This is a genomic window from Micromonospora sp. TSRI0369, from assembly GCF_001905625.1.
In the GTDB taxonomy this organism is placed as follows: domain Bacteria; phylum Actinomycetota; class Actinomycetes; order Mycobacteriales; family Micromonosporaceae; genus Micromonospora; species Micromonospora echinospora_A.
The window spans coordinates 97,226-112,116 of record NZ_LIVU01000004.1 but is presented as its reverse complement, the minus strand read 5'-3'; the positions used below and the strand labels follow the sequence as shown (position 1 = coordinate 112,116).

The 14,891-nt window shown below is 72.0% G+C and carries 11 protein-coding genes; 4 read left to right on the top strand and 7 right to left on the bottom strand.

The features are described 5' to 3' along the window. Complete coding sequence (locus AMK25_RS13445; RefSeq protein ID WP_073828731.1) at positions 1 to 1,113, bottom strand: acetate/propionate family kinase; 1,113 nt, start codon at positions 1,111 to 1,113, stop codon at positions 1 to 3. Beyond that, on the bottom strand, positions 1,110 to 3,185 hold the full coding sequence (gene pta / locus AMK25_RS13440; RefSeq protein WP_143194731.1) for a phosphate acetyltransferase: 2,076 nt from the start codon (positions 3,183 to 3,185) through the stop codon (positions 1,110 to 1,112). Before pta ends, AMK25_RS13445 begins: the two co-directional genes overlap by 4 nt. Positions 3,186 to 3,277: 92 nt before the next feature. On the opposite strand from pta, the gene AMK25_RS32395 reads away from it, so the two are divergent. Together AMK25_RS32395 and AMK25_RS13430 are read left to right on the top strand one after the other, a co-directional pair. After that, positions 3,278 to 3,793, top strand: coding sequence for a hypothetical protein (locus tag AMK25_RS32395; protein WP_198937518.1), 516 nt, complete (start codon positions 3,278 to 3,280; stop codon positions 3,791 to 3,793). Continuing rightward, entirely contained in the window at positions 3,786 to 6,122 is a 2,337-nt protein-coding gene (locus AMK25_RS13430; protein WP_073828729.1) for a bifunctional polysaccharide deacetylase/glycosyltransferase family 2 protein, read from the top strand. Before AMK25_RS32395 ends, AMK25_RS13430 begins: the two co-directional genes overlap by 8 nt. 21 nt (positions 6,123 to 6,143) lie before the next feature. Here the strand turns inward: AMK25_RS13430 and AMK25_RS13425 are convergent, their stop codons facing one another. The 5 genes from AMK25_RS13425 to AMK25_RS13405 form a co-directional block, all read right to left on the bottom strand. After that, entirely contained in the window at positions 6,144 to 6,323 is a 180-nt protein-coding gene (locus AMK25_RS13425) for a DUF6104 family protein (protein ID WP_030503218.1), read from the bottom strand. 66 nt (positions 6,324 to 6,389) lie between these two features. Further along, positions 6,390 to 10,145: a multifunctional oxoglutarate decarboxylase/oxoglutarate dehydrogenase thiamine pyrophosphate-binding subunit/dihydrolipoyllysine-residue succinyltransferase subunit gene (locus tag AMK25_RS13420; RefSeq protein WP_073828728.1), complete on the bottom strand. Its 3,756-nt coding sequence runs from the start codon at positions 10,143 to 10,145 to the stop codon at positions 6,390 to 6,392. Between the two features lie 257 nt (positions 10,146 to 10,402). After that, positions 10,403 to 11,230, bottom strand: a complete 828-nt coding sequence (locus AMK25_RS13415; RefSeq protein WP_073828727.1) for an ABC transporter permease — start codon at positions 11,228 to 11,230, stop codon at positions 10,403 to 10,405. Continuing rightward, positions 11,227 to 12,168, bottom strand: coding sequence for an ABC transporter ATP-binding protein (locus AMK25_RS13410; protein ID WP_443189911.1), 942 nt, complete (start codon positions 12,166 to 12,168; stop codon positions 11,227 to 11,229). Before AMK25_RS13410 ends, AMK25_RS13415 begins: the two co-directional genes overlap by 4 nt. A gap of 138 nt (positions 12,169 to 12,306) precedes the next feature. Further along, entirely contained in the window at positions 12,307 to 12,963 is a 657-nt protein-coding gene (locus tag AMK25_RS13405) for a hypothetical protein (RefSeq protein ID WP_073828726.1), read from the bottom strand. Positions 12,964 to 13,388: 425 nt separating this feature from the next. On the opposite strand from AMK25_RS13405, the gene AMK25_RS13400 reads away from it, so the two are divergent. Both AMK25_RS13400 and AMK25_RS13395 read left to right on the top strand, forming a co-directional pair. Next, positions 13,389 to 14,228: a DUF4097 family beta strand repeat-containing protein gene (locus AMK25_RS13400; protein WP_073828725.1), complete on the top strand. Its 840-nt coding sequence runs from the start codon at positions 13,389 to 13,391 to the stop codon at positions 14,226 to 14,228. Continuing rightward, positions 14,225 to 14,845, top strand: coding sequence for a PadR family transcriptional regulator (locus AMK25_RS13395; RefSeq protein ID WP_073828724.1), 621 nt, complete (start codon positions 14,225 to 14,227; stop codon positions 14,843 to 14,845). Before AMK25_RS13400 ends, AMK25_RS13395 begins: the two co-directional genes overlap by 4 nt. The last annotated feature ends 46 nt before the right edge of the window (positions 14,846 to 14,891 follow it).

Genomic DNA, 14,891 nt, shown 5'->3' with positions numbered 1-14,891 from the left:
TCAGACGCCCAGCACCTCGCGGGTCTCGCGGGCGATCTCCCGCTCCTCGTCGGTGCCCACCACCAGCACCGCCACCTCCGCGCCGTCCGGCGAGACGACCCGGTCGCCGTGGCCGTCGTTGCGCGCCGGGTCGACGGCGATGCCGAGCCGGTCCAGCCCGGCCAGCGCCGCCGCCCGTACCGGCGCGGCGTGCTCGCCGACCCCGGCGGTGAACGCGATCGCGTCGACCCGGCCGAGCAGCGCGTAGTACGCGCCGACGTAGCCGGTGATGCGGCGGCAGTAGACGTCGAACGCCAGGGTCGCGTCCGGGTCACCGGCAGCGCGCCGGGCCAGCACTTCGCGCATGTCGTTGACGCCGGTCAGCCCGAGCAGACCGCTGCGGTGGTTGAGCAGGTCGTCGATGTCGTCGACGCCCATGCCGCCCTCGCGGCGCAGGTGGAAGATGACTGTCGGGTCGAGGTCGCCGCTTCGGGTGCCCATCACCAGGCCCTCCAGCGGTGACATGCCCATCGAGGTGGCCACGCTGCGGCCACCCTGGACCGCGCACGCGCTCGCCCCGTTGCCCAGGTGCAGCGTGATGGTGTTCAGCTCGTCGTACGGGCGGTCGAGGAGGTCGGCGACGCGACGCGAGACGTACGCGTGCGAGGTGCCGTGGAAACCGTACCGGCGGACGCCGTAACGCTCGGCTGTGGTCTTGTCGATCGCGTACGTGGCGGCGGCCTCGGGCAGCGTGTGGTGGAACGCGGTGTCGAAGACCGCCACCTGCGGGGTGTCCGGCAGCGCCTCCAGCGCGACCCGGATGCCGGCGAGGTTGGCCGGGTTGTGCAGCGGGGCCAGCGGCACCAGGTCCTCGATGGCGGCGACGACCGCGTCGTCGATGCGTACCGGCTCGCTGAACTTCCGCCCGCCGTGCACCACCCGGTGACCGACGCCGGCCAGCCCGGTCAGGTCGAGGCGGCCGATGATCTCCCGGACCGCGCTCTCGTGGTCGGCCGGCCCGCCGCCGGGTTCGCCGATCCGCTCGACGGTGCCCTTTTCCAGGACGTCGTCGCCGTCGTACAGCCGGTACTTGACGGACGAGGATCCGCTGTTGAGGACCAGGATGCGGCTCATTGCGACGCCTCCGCGGCGGCCTGGATGGCGGTGATCGCCACCGTGTTGACGATGTCCGGCACGGTGGCGCCCCGGGAGAGGTCGTTCACCGGCCGGTTCAGGCCCTGCATGACCGGCCCGACCGCCACCGCTCCGGCCGAGCGCTGCACCGCCTTGTACGTGTTGTTGCCGGTGTTCAGGTCCGGGAAGATGAACACGGTGGCCCGTCCGGCGACCGGGCTGTCCGGCAGTTTGGTTGCCGCCACCTGCGGGTCGATCGCCGCGTCGTACTGGATCGGGCCCTCGACGAGCAGGTCGGGCCGGCGTTCCCGGACCAGCTTGGTGGCCGCGGCGACCTTCTCCACGTCGGCGCCGGCGCCGGAGCTGCCGGTGGAGTACGACAGCATCGCCACCCGTGGCTCGATGCCGAACCGGGCCGCGGTGTCGGCCGACGAGATGGCGATGTCGGCGAGCTGGTCGGCGTCCGGGTCGGGGTTGACGGCGCAGTCGCCGTACACCAGCACCCGGTCGGCGAGCAGCATGAAGAAGACGCTGGAGGCGACCGAGACGCCCGGCACGGTCCGGATGATCTCGAATGCGGGCCGGATGGTGGCGGCTGTGGTGTGGGTGGCGCCGGAGACCATGCCGTCGGCGTGGCCGGTCTGCACCATCATCGTGCCGAAGTAGTTGGCCTGCGCCACGATGTCGTGTGCCAGCTCCACGGTGACGCCGCGGTGGGCGCGCAACTGCGCGTACGCCTGCGCGAACTCGTCCCGCCACGGGCTGGTCGCCGGGTCGACCACCTGGGCGTCGCCGAGGTCCACGCCCAGTTCCCGGGTGCGGCGGGCGATCTCGTCCGGGCGGCCGAGCAGGGTGATCTCGGCGACGCCCCGGCGCAGCAGCACCTCGGTGGCGCGCAGGATCCGCTCGTCGGCGCCCTCGGGCAGTACGAGCCGGCGGCGCTGGGCGCGGGCCCGGTCGATCAGGTCGTTCTCGAACATCAGCGGGGTGACCCGTGCGGAACGGCTGACGCGCAGCCGGCGGGCCAGGTCGTCGGTGTCCACGCAGCGTTCGAACGCGCCGAGCGCGGCCTCGACCTTGCGCGGGTTGGCGGTGCTGGGGCGGCCCTCGATGCGGCTGGACGCGGACACCGTGTCGTAGCTGTCGCTGGGCACCGACAGCACTGGGAGCCCGGTGTTCATCCGCTCGACCAGGCGCATGGCGCGCGGGTCGGGCTGTTCGCCGAGCGTGAGCACCAGCCCGGCCAGCGACACCTGCCCGGCGACGTGCGCGGCGCCGGCGGCCACCAGCAGGTCCGCGCGGTCGCCCGGGGTGATCACCAGCGCCCCGTCGGTGAGGTGGTCCAGCAGCGTCGGCACGTGCGCCGCGCCGACCACGTAGTCGAGCACGTCGCGGTCGAGCGCGGTCTCGTCGCCGGTGAGCACAGTGCCGCGCAGCGCCGCCGCGACCTCGGCCACCGTCGGCGCCGACACGGTCGGCACCTCCGGGATCGCGTACGCGGGCACCGGCAGCTCGGGCAGCGTCATCGGCTGCGGCACGCGGTTGGCCAGCGCCGCGATCACCGTCGCGCCGAGGTCGACCAGATCGTGGTACGCGCCACGCAGCGCCGCAGCGATCGCCTCCGGCTCCTGCGCGAACCCGTCCACCACGGGCACCACGACGCTGCCGAACTCGGTCGCGAGCCGGGCGTTGAAGGCCAGCTCGCGCGGGCCGGTGCCGTCGCCGTAGGCGAAGTCGCTGCCGACCACCACTATCGCCGGGCAGCGGCGTTCGACCTCCCGGTATCGGCTGACGATCCGGGAGATCAGTTCCTCCCGGCGGCCGTCCGCGACGAGCGCGCTCGCCTCGGCGTACGTGGCGCCGTACAGCTCGTCGACCGGCAGTTCCATCCGGTAGCGCTCGGTGAGCAGGGCCAGGATCGGGTCGGTGCCGTCACCGGCGACGAGCGGCCGGAACGCGCCGATCCGTTCCACCTGCCGGGACAACAGCTCGGCCAGCCCGAGCGCCACTGTCGATTTTCCCCCGCCTGAGCCGACGCCGGTGAGGTACACGCTGCGAGCCACGGCACCCAACCTACAAGATCGAGGTCGGTGCTGTCCGTTCTGCCTGGTCAGCACGGCTAGCCGGGGAGAAGGTGGGAATCCTTCACATCTACACTCGGCGTGTGGAAGGCCCGACAGCACTGATTCCTGTCGTACCGGAATCGCCCCCCGTCTTCGTCGACCCGAGCGGGCGGCGACGCCGGCGGCTTCGCCGTCTCGCCTACTGCGCCGGCGCGGCGGGTGTGATCTACACGGTCATGGTCGGAGCCAGCTTCGCCGGCGGGCCGATCAGCCCGGACACCGTCATCCCGTTCGTCGAGCCGACCAGCGAGCAGCGGCTGCCCTCGCCGAACCCGTCGGACGCGCCCGCGCCGACCCGTCCCGCTCCGGACACGCCCACCGACATCCGCACCGCTCCGGCGCGGGCGCCGGCCACCTCCGTCGCCCCCGCCACCACGGTCCCGCCGAGCCCTCGGTCTCAACGGCCGACCCGGCCCGCCCCGACCGCGCCCCGGCCCGTCCAGACGCCGGCCACCACCGCGCCGCCCACCGCCCCCACCGCCGAGGTGCCGCCGCCCGTGGCCGACCCGCCCGCCGTCGACCTGCCCGCCGAACCCGCCGCGCCCACCGATGAGTGACCAGGCGCCCGCCCGTCCGAACCCGCCGACGAGCGAGCAGCCCACAGTCACGCTGGACCCCCGCCGTGTGCGGGCCGCCCGCCGGCAGCGGGCCGGGCGGCAGCCGGACGACGCGCCCACAGTCGTGCTGGACGTCCGGCAGATCCCCGGCGCGCCGCAGATCCCCGGCCCGCGCCGGTCCCGCGGCCGGCGTCTCCTGCCCCGGCCGAGCTGGGCCCTGGTCGCCATGGTCGTGGTCGTCCTGGGCGGCCTGCTGGTCGTCGAGGCGTACACGAACGCCGCGTTCGTACCGGACAACCGGGTGACGCCCGGCAGCCAGCGGGAGGTTCCCAGCTCGGTGGTCGGGGGCGGCCCGATCGTCAACGTCGGCGCGGAGGGCCGCACCCAGTCGCACCGCCTGCCGCCGCGCACCATCGCGCTCACCTTCGACGACGGACCCGACCCGCGGTGGACGCCGGAGGTGCTGCGCGTCCTGGACAAGTACCAGGTGAGGGGCACCTTCTTCGTCATCGGCTCGCAGGTCGTCCGCAACCCGGAGGTGACCCGCCGGCTGGTGGCCGAGGGGCACGAGCTGGGCGTGCACACGTTCACCCACCCCGACCTCGCAGCGCTGCCGGAGTGGCGGCGCGAACTGGAGTACGCGCAGACGCAGCTCGCCATCGCCAGCACCACAGGTGTCCGGACGTCGCTGCTGCGCTTCCCGTACTCGTCCCGGGCGGACGCCTACACCGACCGGGACTGGCCGATGCTGCGGCAGGCGGGCGAGCTGGGCTACCTCACTGTCGTCAACGACGTCGACAGCCGGGACTGGGAGCTGCCCCCGGTCGAGGAGATGGTCGCGAACGCCACGCCGGACGGGACGGCCGGCACCATCGCGCTCTGGCACGACTCGGGCGGCGACCGCTCCAGCACCGTGGCCGCGCTGGACCGCTACATCCCGGCGATGCTGGAACGCGGCTACCGCTTCACCACTGTCAGCGAGGGACTCAACCAGACGTTCGCGGCCGCGGGTGTGTCCGGCCCGGTGGGCGGGCTCACGGCGGCCTCGCTCGACGAGCGGTTGCGGGGCCACGTCCTGGTCGGCGCGGTACGGGTGGCCGACGGCATGTTCGGGGTGCTCGGCGTCTTCTTCGTGCTCGTCGGGGTGCTCACCGTCGGCCGGTCGCTGCTGCTGTTCGTCCTGGCCACACGGCACGCGCGGCGGCGCCGTCGCCGTGACTGGTCCTGGGGCCCGCCGGTCACCGAACCGGTCTCGGTGATCGTGCCCGCGTACAACGAGCGGGAGGGCATCGCCGCGGCCGTCCGCTCGCTGGCCTGCGGCGACCACCCCGGCGGCATCGAGGTGGTGGTGGTCGACGACGGCTCGACCGACGGCACCGCCGACATCGTCGCGGCGCTGGGGCTGCCGAACGTCCGGGTCGTCCGCAAGCCCAACGGAGGCAAGCCGAGCGCGCTCAACACCGGCGTCGCGCTGGCCCGGCACGACCTGATCGTCATGGTCGACGGCGACACGATCTTCGAGCCGGAATCGGTCCGCCGGCTGGTCCAGCCCTTCGCCGACCCCCGGGTCGGCGTGGTCGCCGGCAACGTCAAGGTCGGCAACCGTCGCGGCCTGATCGCCAAGTGGCAGCACATCGAGTACGTCATCGGCTTCAACCTCGACCGCCGCCTCTACGAGACGCTGCGCTGCATGCCCACCGTCCCCGGCGCGATCGGCGCGTTCCGGCGGCAGGCGCTGGAGCAGGTGGGCGGCATGACCGACGACACGCTCGCCGAGGACACCGACGTCACCATCGCCGTCGGCCGCGCCGGCTGGCACATCGTGTACGAGGAGAGCGCCCGCGCCTGGACCGAGGCGCCGACCACCATCGGCCAGTTGTGGAAGCAGCGGTACCGGTGGAGCTACGGCACCATGCAGGCGATGTGGAAGCACCGGCGCTCGGTGATCGAGAGCGGAACGTCGGGCCGGTTCGGCCGCCGGTGTCTGTCGTTCCTGACGCTGTTCGGCGTGCTGCTGCCGCTGGCCGCCCCGGTGATCGACCTGCTCGCCATCTACGGGCTGATCTTCCTGGACCGCAGCGACACGGTGGTGGCCTGGCTGGTGATGCTCGCGCTCCAGTTCGTCACGGCGGTGCTGGCCTTCCGGCTGGACCGGGAGAAGCTCGGCGTGCTCTGGGTGCTGCCGTTGCAGCAGTTCGTCTACCGGCAGGTGATGTACCTGGTGCTGCTCCAGGCCGTCGGCACCGCGCTGACCGGGGGCCGGCTGGGCTGGCAGAAGCTGCGCCGTACCGGGAATCTCCAGGTCGCCGGGCGGGGCGCGACCGGCTGAGGCCGCGCCCGGCCGCGCCGGTCAGTCGTCGTCCGGGTCGTCGAGGCGGGCCAGCCAGGTGGCGAACCGCTCGATCGGGGTCTCGAACTCCGGATTCAGGTCGACGAAGTCACGTAGCCGCTCGCCCAGCCACTCCAGGCTCACCTGCTCGTCGCCCCGGCGCTCGACCAGCTCCTCGATGCCACGGTCGGTGAAGTACACGGTGTTCCTCTCGTCGTCGTACGGCAGCGGCCCGCCCCGGGTCGGGACGGGCCGCTGCCGGTGGTGTCACGGGCGGGGGAGAGCCGCCTCGATCAGCGCGTTCTGCTCGACCTCGTGCATCTTCGCCGAGCCGACCGCCGGAGCGGCGGCGGCGGGCCGGGAGATGCGGCGCAGCCGGACCTCGGGCAGGTGCTCCAGCAGGTTCAGCGCGACGAACGACCAGGCGCCCTGGTTGGCCGGCTCCTCCTGGACCCAGGCGAAGTCCTCGGCGTTCGGGTACTGCGCCAGCGCGGCCCGGACCTCCTCGACGGGCAGCGGGTAGAGCTGCTCCATCCGGATGATCGCGGTGTCCGTGACGCCCCGCTCCTGCCGGGCCTGGAACAGGTCGTAGTAGACCTTGCCCGAGCAGAGCAGCACCCGCTTGACCTGCTCCGGCGCCGGAGCCGCGGTGTCGGCCAGCACCGGGGAGAACGTGCCGGTGGTGAAGTCCTCCACCGGCGACACGCAGAGCTTGTGCCGCAGCAGCGACTTCGGCGTGAACACCACCAGCGGCTTGCGCTTGGGCGACAGGGCCTGGCGGCGCAGCAGGTGGAAGTAGTTCGCCGGGGTGGTCGGGATGGCCACCCGCATGTTGTCCTCGGCGCAGAGCTGCAGGAACCGCTCCGGGCGGCCGGAGGTGTGGTCCGGGCCCTGGCCCTCGTGGCCGTGCGGCAGCAGCAGCGTCACCGCGGAGCGCTGACCCCACTTCACCTCGCCGGAGGAGATGAACTCGTCGATCACCGACTGGGCGCCGTTGACGAAGTCACCGAACTGGGCCTCCCAGGCCACCAGCGCGTTGATGTTCTCCACCGAGTAGCCGTACTCGAAGCCCATGGCCGCGTACTCGGAGAGCAGCGAGTCGTGGACGAAGAAGCGCGACCGCTCGCCGTCGGCGGTGAGCGACATCAGCGGCAGGTAGTCCTCGCCGGTCTTGGCGTCGACCACCGAGGCGTGCCGCTGGACGAACGTGCCACGGCGGGAGTCCTGCCCGGCGAGCCGGACCGTGACGCCGTCGTGCAGCAGCGTGCCGAACGCGATGATCTCGGCGAAGCCCCAGTCGATGCCGCCCTCGACGGACATCTTGCGGCGCCGCTCCAGCAGCTGCTGGATCCGCTTGTGCGGGGTGAAGCCCTCCGGCAGGTTGACGTGCGCCTCGCCGATCGCCTTGACCACCGAGGCGTCGGTGGCAGTGTCGACCTGCGGCTCCGGCTCCTCCTCCCGCGCCGGGCGGCTGAGCTGGCGCGGCGTGGTCGCGGCGTCTCGGGTGGCCTTGAAGACCCGCTCCAGCTGCCCCTGGTAGTCGCGCAGCAGCTCCTCCGCGTCCTCCACGGTGATGTCGCCGCGCCCGATCAGCTCCTCGGTGTAGAGCTTCCGGACCGAGCGCTTCGAGTCGATGATCTTGTACATCTCCGGGTTGGACATCGACGGGTCGTCGCCCTCGTTGTGCCCGCGCCGGCGGTAGCAGACCATGTCGATCACGACGTCCTTGTTGAACGCCTGCCGGTACTCGAACGCGAGCCGGGCCACCCGGACCACTGCCTCCGGGTCGTCGCCGTTCACGTGGAAGATCGGCGCCTGGATCATCCGGGCCACGTCGGTGCTGTAGAGGCTGGACCGGCTGTACTCCGGGGCGGTGGTGAAGCCGACCTGGTTGTTCACGACCACGTGCACGGTGCCGCCGGTGCGGTAGCCGCGCAGCTGGGACAGGTTGAGCGTCTCGGCGACCACACCCTGGCCGGCGAAGGCGGCGTCACCGTGCACCGCCAGCGGCAGCACGGTGTAGCCCTCCAGCTTGAGGTCGATCCGGTCCTGCTTGGCCCGGACTATTCCCTCCAGCACCGGGTCGACGGCCTCCAGGTGCGACGGGTTCGCCACCACCGACACCTTGACCGCGTGCTCGCCGTCCGGGGTGGTGAACTTGCCGTTCTGCCCGAGGTGGTACTTCACGTCGCCCGAGCCCTGCGTGGAGCGCGGGTCGAGGTGCCCCTCGAACTCGGAGAAGATCTTCTCGTACGGCTTGCCGACGATGTTCGCGAGCACGTTGAGCCGGCCGCGGTGGGCCATGCCGATGACGACCTCGTCCAGCCCGGCCTCGGCGGAGCACTCCAGCACCTCGCCGAGCAGCGGGATCAGCGACTCGCCGCCCTCCAGCGAGAAGCGCTTCTGGCCGACGTACTTGGTCTGCAGGAACGTCTCGAACGCCTCGGCGGCGTTGAGCCGGTTCAGCACGTGCTTCTGCTCGTCCTGGCTCGGCTTCTCGTACTTGCGCTCGACCCGCTCCTGGATCCAGCGCCGCTCCTCCGGGTCCTGGATGTGCATGTACTCGATGCCGACCCGGCGGCAGTACGAGTCACGCAGCACGCCGAGGATCGAGCGCAGCTTCATCCGCTGCTGGCCGGCGAAGCCGTTGACCGGGAAGACGCGGTCGAGGTCCCAGAGCGTGAGCCCGTGCTGGAGCACGTCCAGGTCCGGGTGCTTACGGATCTTGAACTCGAGCGGGTCGGTGTCGGCCATCAGGTGGCCGCGCACCCGGTACGCGTGGATCAGCTCGTGCACCCGCGCGGTCTTGTTGATCTGGCCCTCGCTGTCGACGGCCACGTCGCGCATCCAGCGCACCGGCTCGTACGGGATGCGCAGCGAGGTGAAGATGCCGTCGTAGAAGCCGCGCTCGCCGAGCAGCAGCTCGTGCATGACCTTCAGGAACTCGCCGGACTGCGCGCCCTGGATGATCCGGTGGTCGTACGTGCTGGTCAGCGTGATGACCTTGCTGACCGCGTTCTCGGCCAGGGTGGCCTCGCTCATGCCCTGGTAGGGGGCCGGGTACTCCATCGCCCCGACACCGATGATGGCGCTCTGCCCCTGCATCAGGCGCGGGATCGAGTGCACGGTGCCGATGCCGCCCGGGTTGGTCAGCGAGATCGTGGTGCCGGAGTAGTCCTCCATGGTCAGCTCGTTGCGGCGGGCGCGCCGGACCACGTCCTCGTACGCCTGCCAGAACTGCCGGAAGTCCATCTGCTCGCAGCCCTTGATGGACGGCACCACCAGGTTGCGGGAGCCGTCCGGCTTGACCAGGTCGATCGCGATGCCCAGGTTGACGTGCTCCGGGCGGACCATCGCCGGCTTGCCGTCGACCTCGGCGAAGGAGTTGTTCATCTCCGGGTGCTCGACGACGGCGCGCACCAGCGCGTACCCGATCAGGTGGGTGAAGCTGACCTTGCCGCCGCGACCCCGGGTGAGGTGGTTGTTGATCACGATGCGGTTGTCGACCAGCAGCTTGGCCGGGACGGCGCGCACGCTGGTGGCGGTCGGGACCGACAGCGACGCGTCCATGTTCTGGACGATCTTGGCGGCCACGCCGCGCAGCGTCGTGGTGCCGGCGGCGCTCGCGGCCGGTGCCTTCGCGGCCGGCTTGGCCGGTGCGGACTTCTTCGCCGGCTCGGGGCTCTTCGCCGCCGGCTTGGCGGCGGGCTTGGCCGGGGCGGACGCCTTCGGGGCGGCCTTCGGCTCGGCCTTGGCGGGCTCGGCCTTGGCGGGCTGCTCCTTGACCGTGGCCACTGCTTCCTGCTGCTCGGCCGGCTCAGGCTTCGCGGCCGGCTTGGCCTGCCCGTCCGGGCGCGGTGTGGCGGCGCCCGGGGCCGGCCGGTAGTCGGCGAAGAAGTCGTGCCAGGCCGAATCGACGCTCGAGGGGTCGGCGAGGTAGCGCTGGTACATCTCCTCGACGATCCACTCGTTCGGGCCGAAACCCGCCAGTGGGTTCTCCTGCGAAGTCTGCTGGGTCGACACGGCCGCTAATCGCCTCTTTCACGCGGTTGTGAATGTCACGGTGGCCCCCGGTGACCCCCGGTTGCCGACGCTGGGTAAACCGATGCCAAGGCTACGCCGTGCGCTGGGCGCAGGCATTCTCGCCTCCGGCTGGTGGTCCGATTCACAGAAGATGCCAGAAGTTCGGCAAACGCTGCGTGATCCACCGACTCCTGCTAGACGACGAGGACCCCGGACGGTGACGAGTGTCACCGGCCGGGGTCCGCCTGACGGCGAGGTCAGGAGATGTCGCGCTTGCGGATGGTGGCGATGCCGATCGCACCGGTCACCACCGCGTACCCGATCAGCACCAGGGCGCCGGCCCACTGCGGCGGGTTGCCCGGGATGTCCGTGTCACCGCCGACCATGAGCCCGGAGGCCAGCGACGGGACCAGCAGTTGGAGCTTGTTGATCCAGTCGCCGTACCGCGCCGCGAGGAGGCTGAGGACGATGACCGCGCCGATCGCGCCGCCCAGGTAGAACAGGATGCCGGTCACGGTGGCGCCGATCTGGCTGCGGATCAGCACGCCGAGCCCGACGCCGAGCACCGACCACAGCAGGTACGCGAGGCCGTTGAGCGCGATCGCCCGCCACACGGCGCCGCTGCCGAGCTGCGAGCCGACGTCCACCGAGCTGAGGATCAGCGGCGCGGTGACCAGGTTCAGCACCGTGGTGACGAGCCAGAACAGCAGCGCCAGCACGCCGGCCGCGGCCAGCTTGGCCAGCATCACAGCGGTGCGGTGCGGCGCGGTGAGGAACGTGGTGGTCACCGTCTGGTGGAAGAACTCGCTGGTCACCACCACGATGCCCAGCAGCAGCACGATGAGCAGCCCGAAGAACTGGCCGTTCGTGTAGAGGTTGGCCGCCAGGTTGTCGGCGGCCGAGATGGCCTGCAACTGGTCGGACTGGTCGGCCGGCACCTCGCCGAAGTCCCCGCCTGCCAGCGCCTCGGTCTGCAACCAGTTGAAGAACAGCGTGAGCGCCCACAGCGCCAGGCTGATCAGCCCGAAGATCCACCAGGTGCTGGTGGTACGGATCTTGAGCAGTTCGGATCGGACAAGCGTCATCGGATCTCCGCCTTTCCGGCCGTCAGCTCCAGGAAGACCCCTTCGAGGTCGGGGCGCTCGGTGGTGAGCTCGTGCAGCTCGACCTTGGCGGCCAGCGCGAGGCGGCCCACGGTCGGGGCGTCCACGCCGCTGACCAGCAGCGCGCCGTGCGGGTCGGCGTCGACGGTGGCGGACTGCTCGCGCAGCACCGTGGCCAGCTCGTCGGCCTGCGGGGTGCGCACCCGCACCCGGACGCCGTGCGTCATCGAGGCCATCACCTGGTCGACCGGGCCCTGCCGGACCAGCTTGCCGGCCGCGATGATCACCACGTCGTCGGCGAGCAGCTGCATCTCGGAGAGCAGGTGGCTGGAGACCAGCACGGTCCGGCCCTCGGCGGCGAGACCCTTGAGGAAGCCGCGCATCCAGCGGATGCCCTCCGGGTCCAGGCCGTTGGCCGGCTCGTCCAGGATCAGCACCTGCGGGTTGCCCAGCATCGCGGCGGCGATGCCGAGCCGCTGCTTCATGCCCAGCGAGTAGCCCTTGAACTTGCGCTTCGCCGCGGGCGAGAGCCCGACCAGGGCGAGCGCCTCGTCGGCGCGCTCCTTCGGCAGCCCGGCCGCCGCGCAGATCACCCGAAGGTGGTTGATCCCGGTGCGGCCCTTGTGCGCGCTGGACGCCTCCAGCACCGCGCCCACCGTGCGCAGCGGGTCGGCCAGGTCGGCGTACCTGCTGCCGCCGATGGTCGCCGTGCCGGCGCTCGGCGTCACCAGGTTGAGCAGCATGCGCAGCGTGGTCGTCTTACCGGCGCCGTTCGGGCCGAGGAAGCCGGTGACCCGGCCCGGCTCGACGGTGAACGACAGATTGTCCACCGCGCGGACGGTCTTGTATTGCTTGGTCAGGCCGGACACGATGATCTGGCCGGTCCCGGCACTGGGGCGTGGCTGCCCGTCGGACATCATTCTCCTCTCCTGCCCCGGCGGGCGTGACGCGCGCCGGTGGGGGCGCCGTTGCGGGGGCACCCGGCAACAGCCTTCCAACCCGGCGCAAGGGGGTCAATCAGGCGGGACGCGTACCCGCCGTCCTCCTCAGGGAGGAGATCAGGCGGTCGGCAGCGCCACCCAGGTGGCCCGGGCGCGGCCGAGCAGCGCGCCGTCCGCACCGTACAGGCTGGTGTGCACCTCGGCCTTCCGTTTCTCGCCGCCGACCGCGAGGCCGGTCACCACGCACTCGTCGCCGGGTCGTGGCAGCGCCGTGACCTGCGCGGCGATCCGCCCCAGCACGTACGGGCGGCCGGGCGCGAGCACCGCCCAGCCACCCGGGCAGTCCAGCGCCGCCCACACCGTCGCGGGCGTCACCTCCGCCGGGGCGTCGAACGGCGCGGCGGTCCGCCCGTCCGGCAGCCGTCCCGGGAAGATCCGCAGCCCGTCCGGGTGCGCCGGGCCGCAGACGAAGCAGCGGGGGAACGGGTGGTCCAGCAGACCGGGGTACGCCCGCGCGGCGTCGGCCGCCGTCGCCCGGTCCACCGGTGGCACCACCGCCTCGACCGGCGCCACCCGGCGTACCTGGGCGATCAACTGGCCGTCCGGGTCGCGTACCTCGCCGTCGGCGGCGGTCAGCGGGGTGTCCAGCGGCGGCGGCCGGCGCAACGTGACCTCCACCGGCCCCCGGTCGTCGATCAGCGCGGCGAAGATCCCGGCGCTCCAGCCGCCGTTGCCCGAACCGTCCGGTCCCTGGAAACGGGCCTCGACCAGCATGCGCACCTCCGGGTTCAGCTCCGCCGGCGCCCTCGCCGGCGGTCCGCCCGGCAGCCTCGCACACACCCGTCCCGCACCGGCCGTCCCGGTTCGCACGACGCCGCCGGCACCGTCTTCGTGGACCGGTCCCGGCCGCGCGACCTGCCCGCTACCGACTGCCGCCCGGCAGCGCTGAACCTGGACCGTCAGAGATCTTGGTAGCAAACGGCCCCTATGAGGGCCTTTTGCTACCAAGATCTACCGGCTTCTCAGGGTGTGGAAAAGCGATCCTTGTCAGTGGGATGAGGCGACGGAGGCGGACCGAGGCGGGCGTCGGAGACGCGACACAGTCGCGATAGCATCTTGTTCAGTCGCGATGTATCGCGTTATGCTCCTCGCGTCACTCGACGTGCCGTCGGTCGGTACGTCGTCGAGGGGAGGACGCCATGGCCAACTGGACGGTCGACAGCCCGCAGCGGATCACGGTGGACGAGCCGGTCACCCGGCTCGACGTCCGGCTGGTCAGCGGCCGGCTCAACGTGGTCGCCACGGACGGCCCGGCGCGGGTCGACGTCACCCGGATCGGCCGGCGGCCACTCCTGGTCGAGATGCGCGACGGCCGGCTGACCGTGCAGCACGAGCGGTCGACCCGGTGGCCGGGGGTGCTCTGGTCCTTCGGCCCGCTCCACCGCCGGTATCGCGCCGAGGTGTCGATCGCCGTGCCGGCCGAGGTCCTCGCCGACCTGCACCTGGTGGACGGCACGCTGGTCGCCTCCGGCCTGCGCGGGGACACCAAGGTCGACGTCACGTCCGGCCAGGTCACCCTGCGAGGGCTGCGGGGGCGCACCAGCGCCAAGGTCATCTCCGGGCCGGTCGAGGCGCTCGGCATCGGCGGCGACCTCGACCTGGAGACGGTCTCCGGTGAGCTGATCCTCGCCGACAGCGCGCCCGAGCGGGTCCGCGCCCACGCCGTCTCCGGCTCGATCACCTGCGACCTGGACAACCCGCGCGGCAGCGAGATCCGGCTCAGCGCCATCTCCGGCAGCATCACCGTACGGGTCCGCGAGGACAGCGACCTCACCGTGCACCTGCACACCACCTCCGGCCGCATCACCAGCGGCTTCCCCCAGGTGGGGGCCGGTCCGCGGGGCTTCGGCCCGATCAAGGACAGCCACGGCGTGCTCGGTGGGGGCGCGGGTAGGCTCTGGGCCTCCGCGACCTCCGGCAGCATCGCGCTGCTCGCCCGCCCGGTCGCGACCGCCGAGGACGTGGAGGAACTGCCGTGACCGCCGTGTTCAGCCACGGCCGGCTCCGGCTCTACCTGCTGAAGCTGCTCGACGACGGCCCGAAGCACGGATACGAGCTGATCCGCCTGCTGGAGGACCGCTTCCTCGGCCTGTACGCCCCCAGCGCCGGCACCATCTACCCCCGCCTGCAGCGGCTGGAGACGGAGGGCCTGGTCACGCACACCGCCGCGGGCGGGCGCAAGGTCTACGAGATCACCGAGGCGGGCCGCGCCGAGCTGCGGCAGCGCGCCGACGAGCTGTCGACCCTGGAGGCCGACATCGGCGCCGCCGTCGAGGACCTGTCCGCGCTGGCCGGTGAGATCCACAACGAGGTACGCGGCTCGGTCCGCGACCTGAAGCGCGAACTGCGTGAGGTGGCCCGGCAGACCCGGCAGGGCGCGTGGACGGCCTCCGCCACGGCCCGGCCCGCCGGCGACGGGGGGTCGGCCCGTCCGGACGACTCGCCGCTGCTCGCCGAGTTCGACAAGCGGCTGGCCGCGTTCACAGTCGAGGTCGGCGCGCTGGTACGGGCGCGGCGGCTCAGCGACAACCAGCTCCGCACCGCGATCCGGATGCTCGACGGGGCGCTGGAAGGGCTGCGGCGGCTGTTCCGCTGATCTCACAGGTTGTTTCCAGGCTCCACCCAGCGCGGCCGCAGCCGGA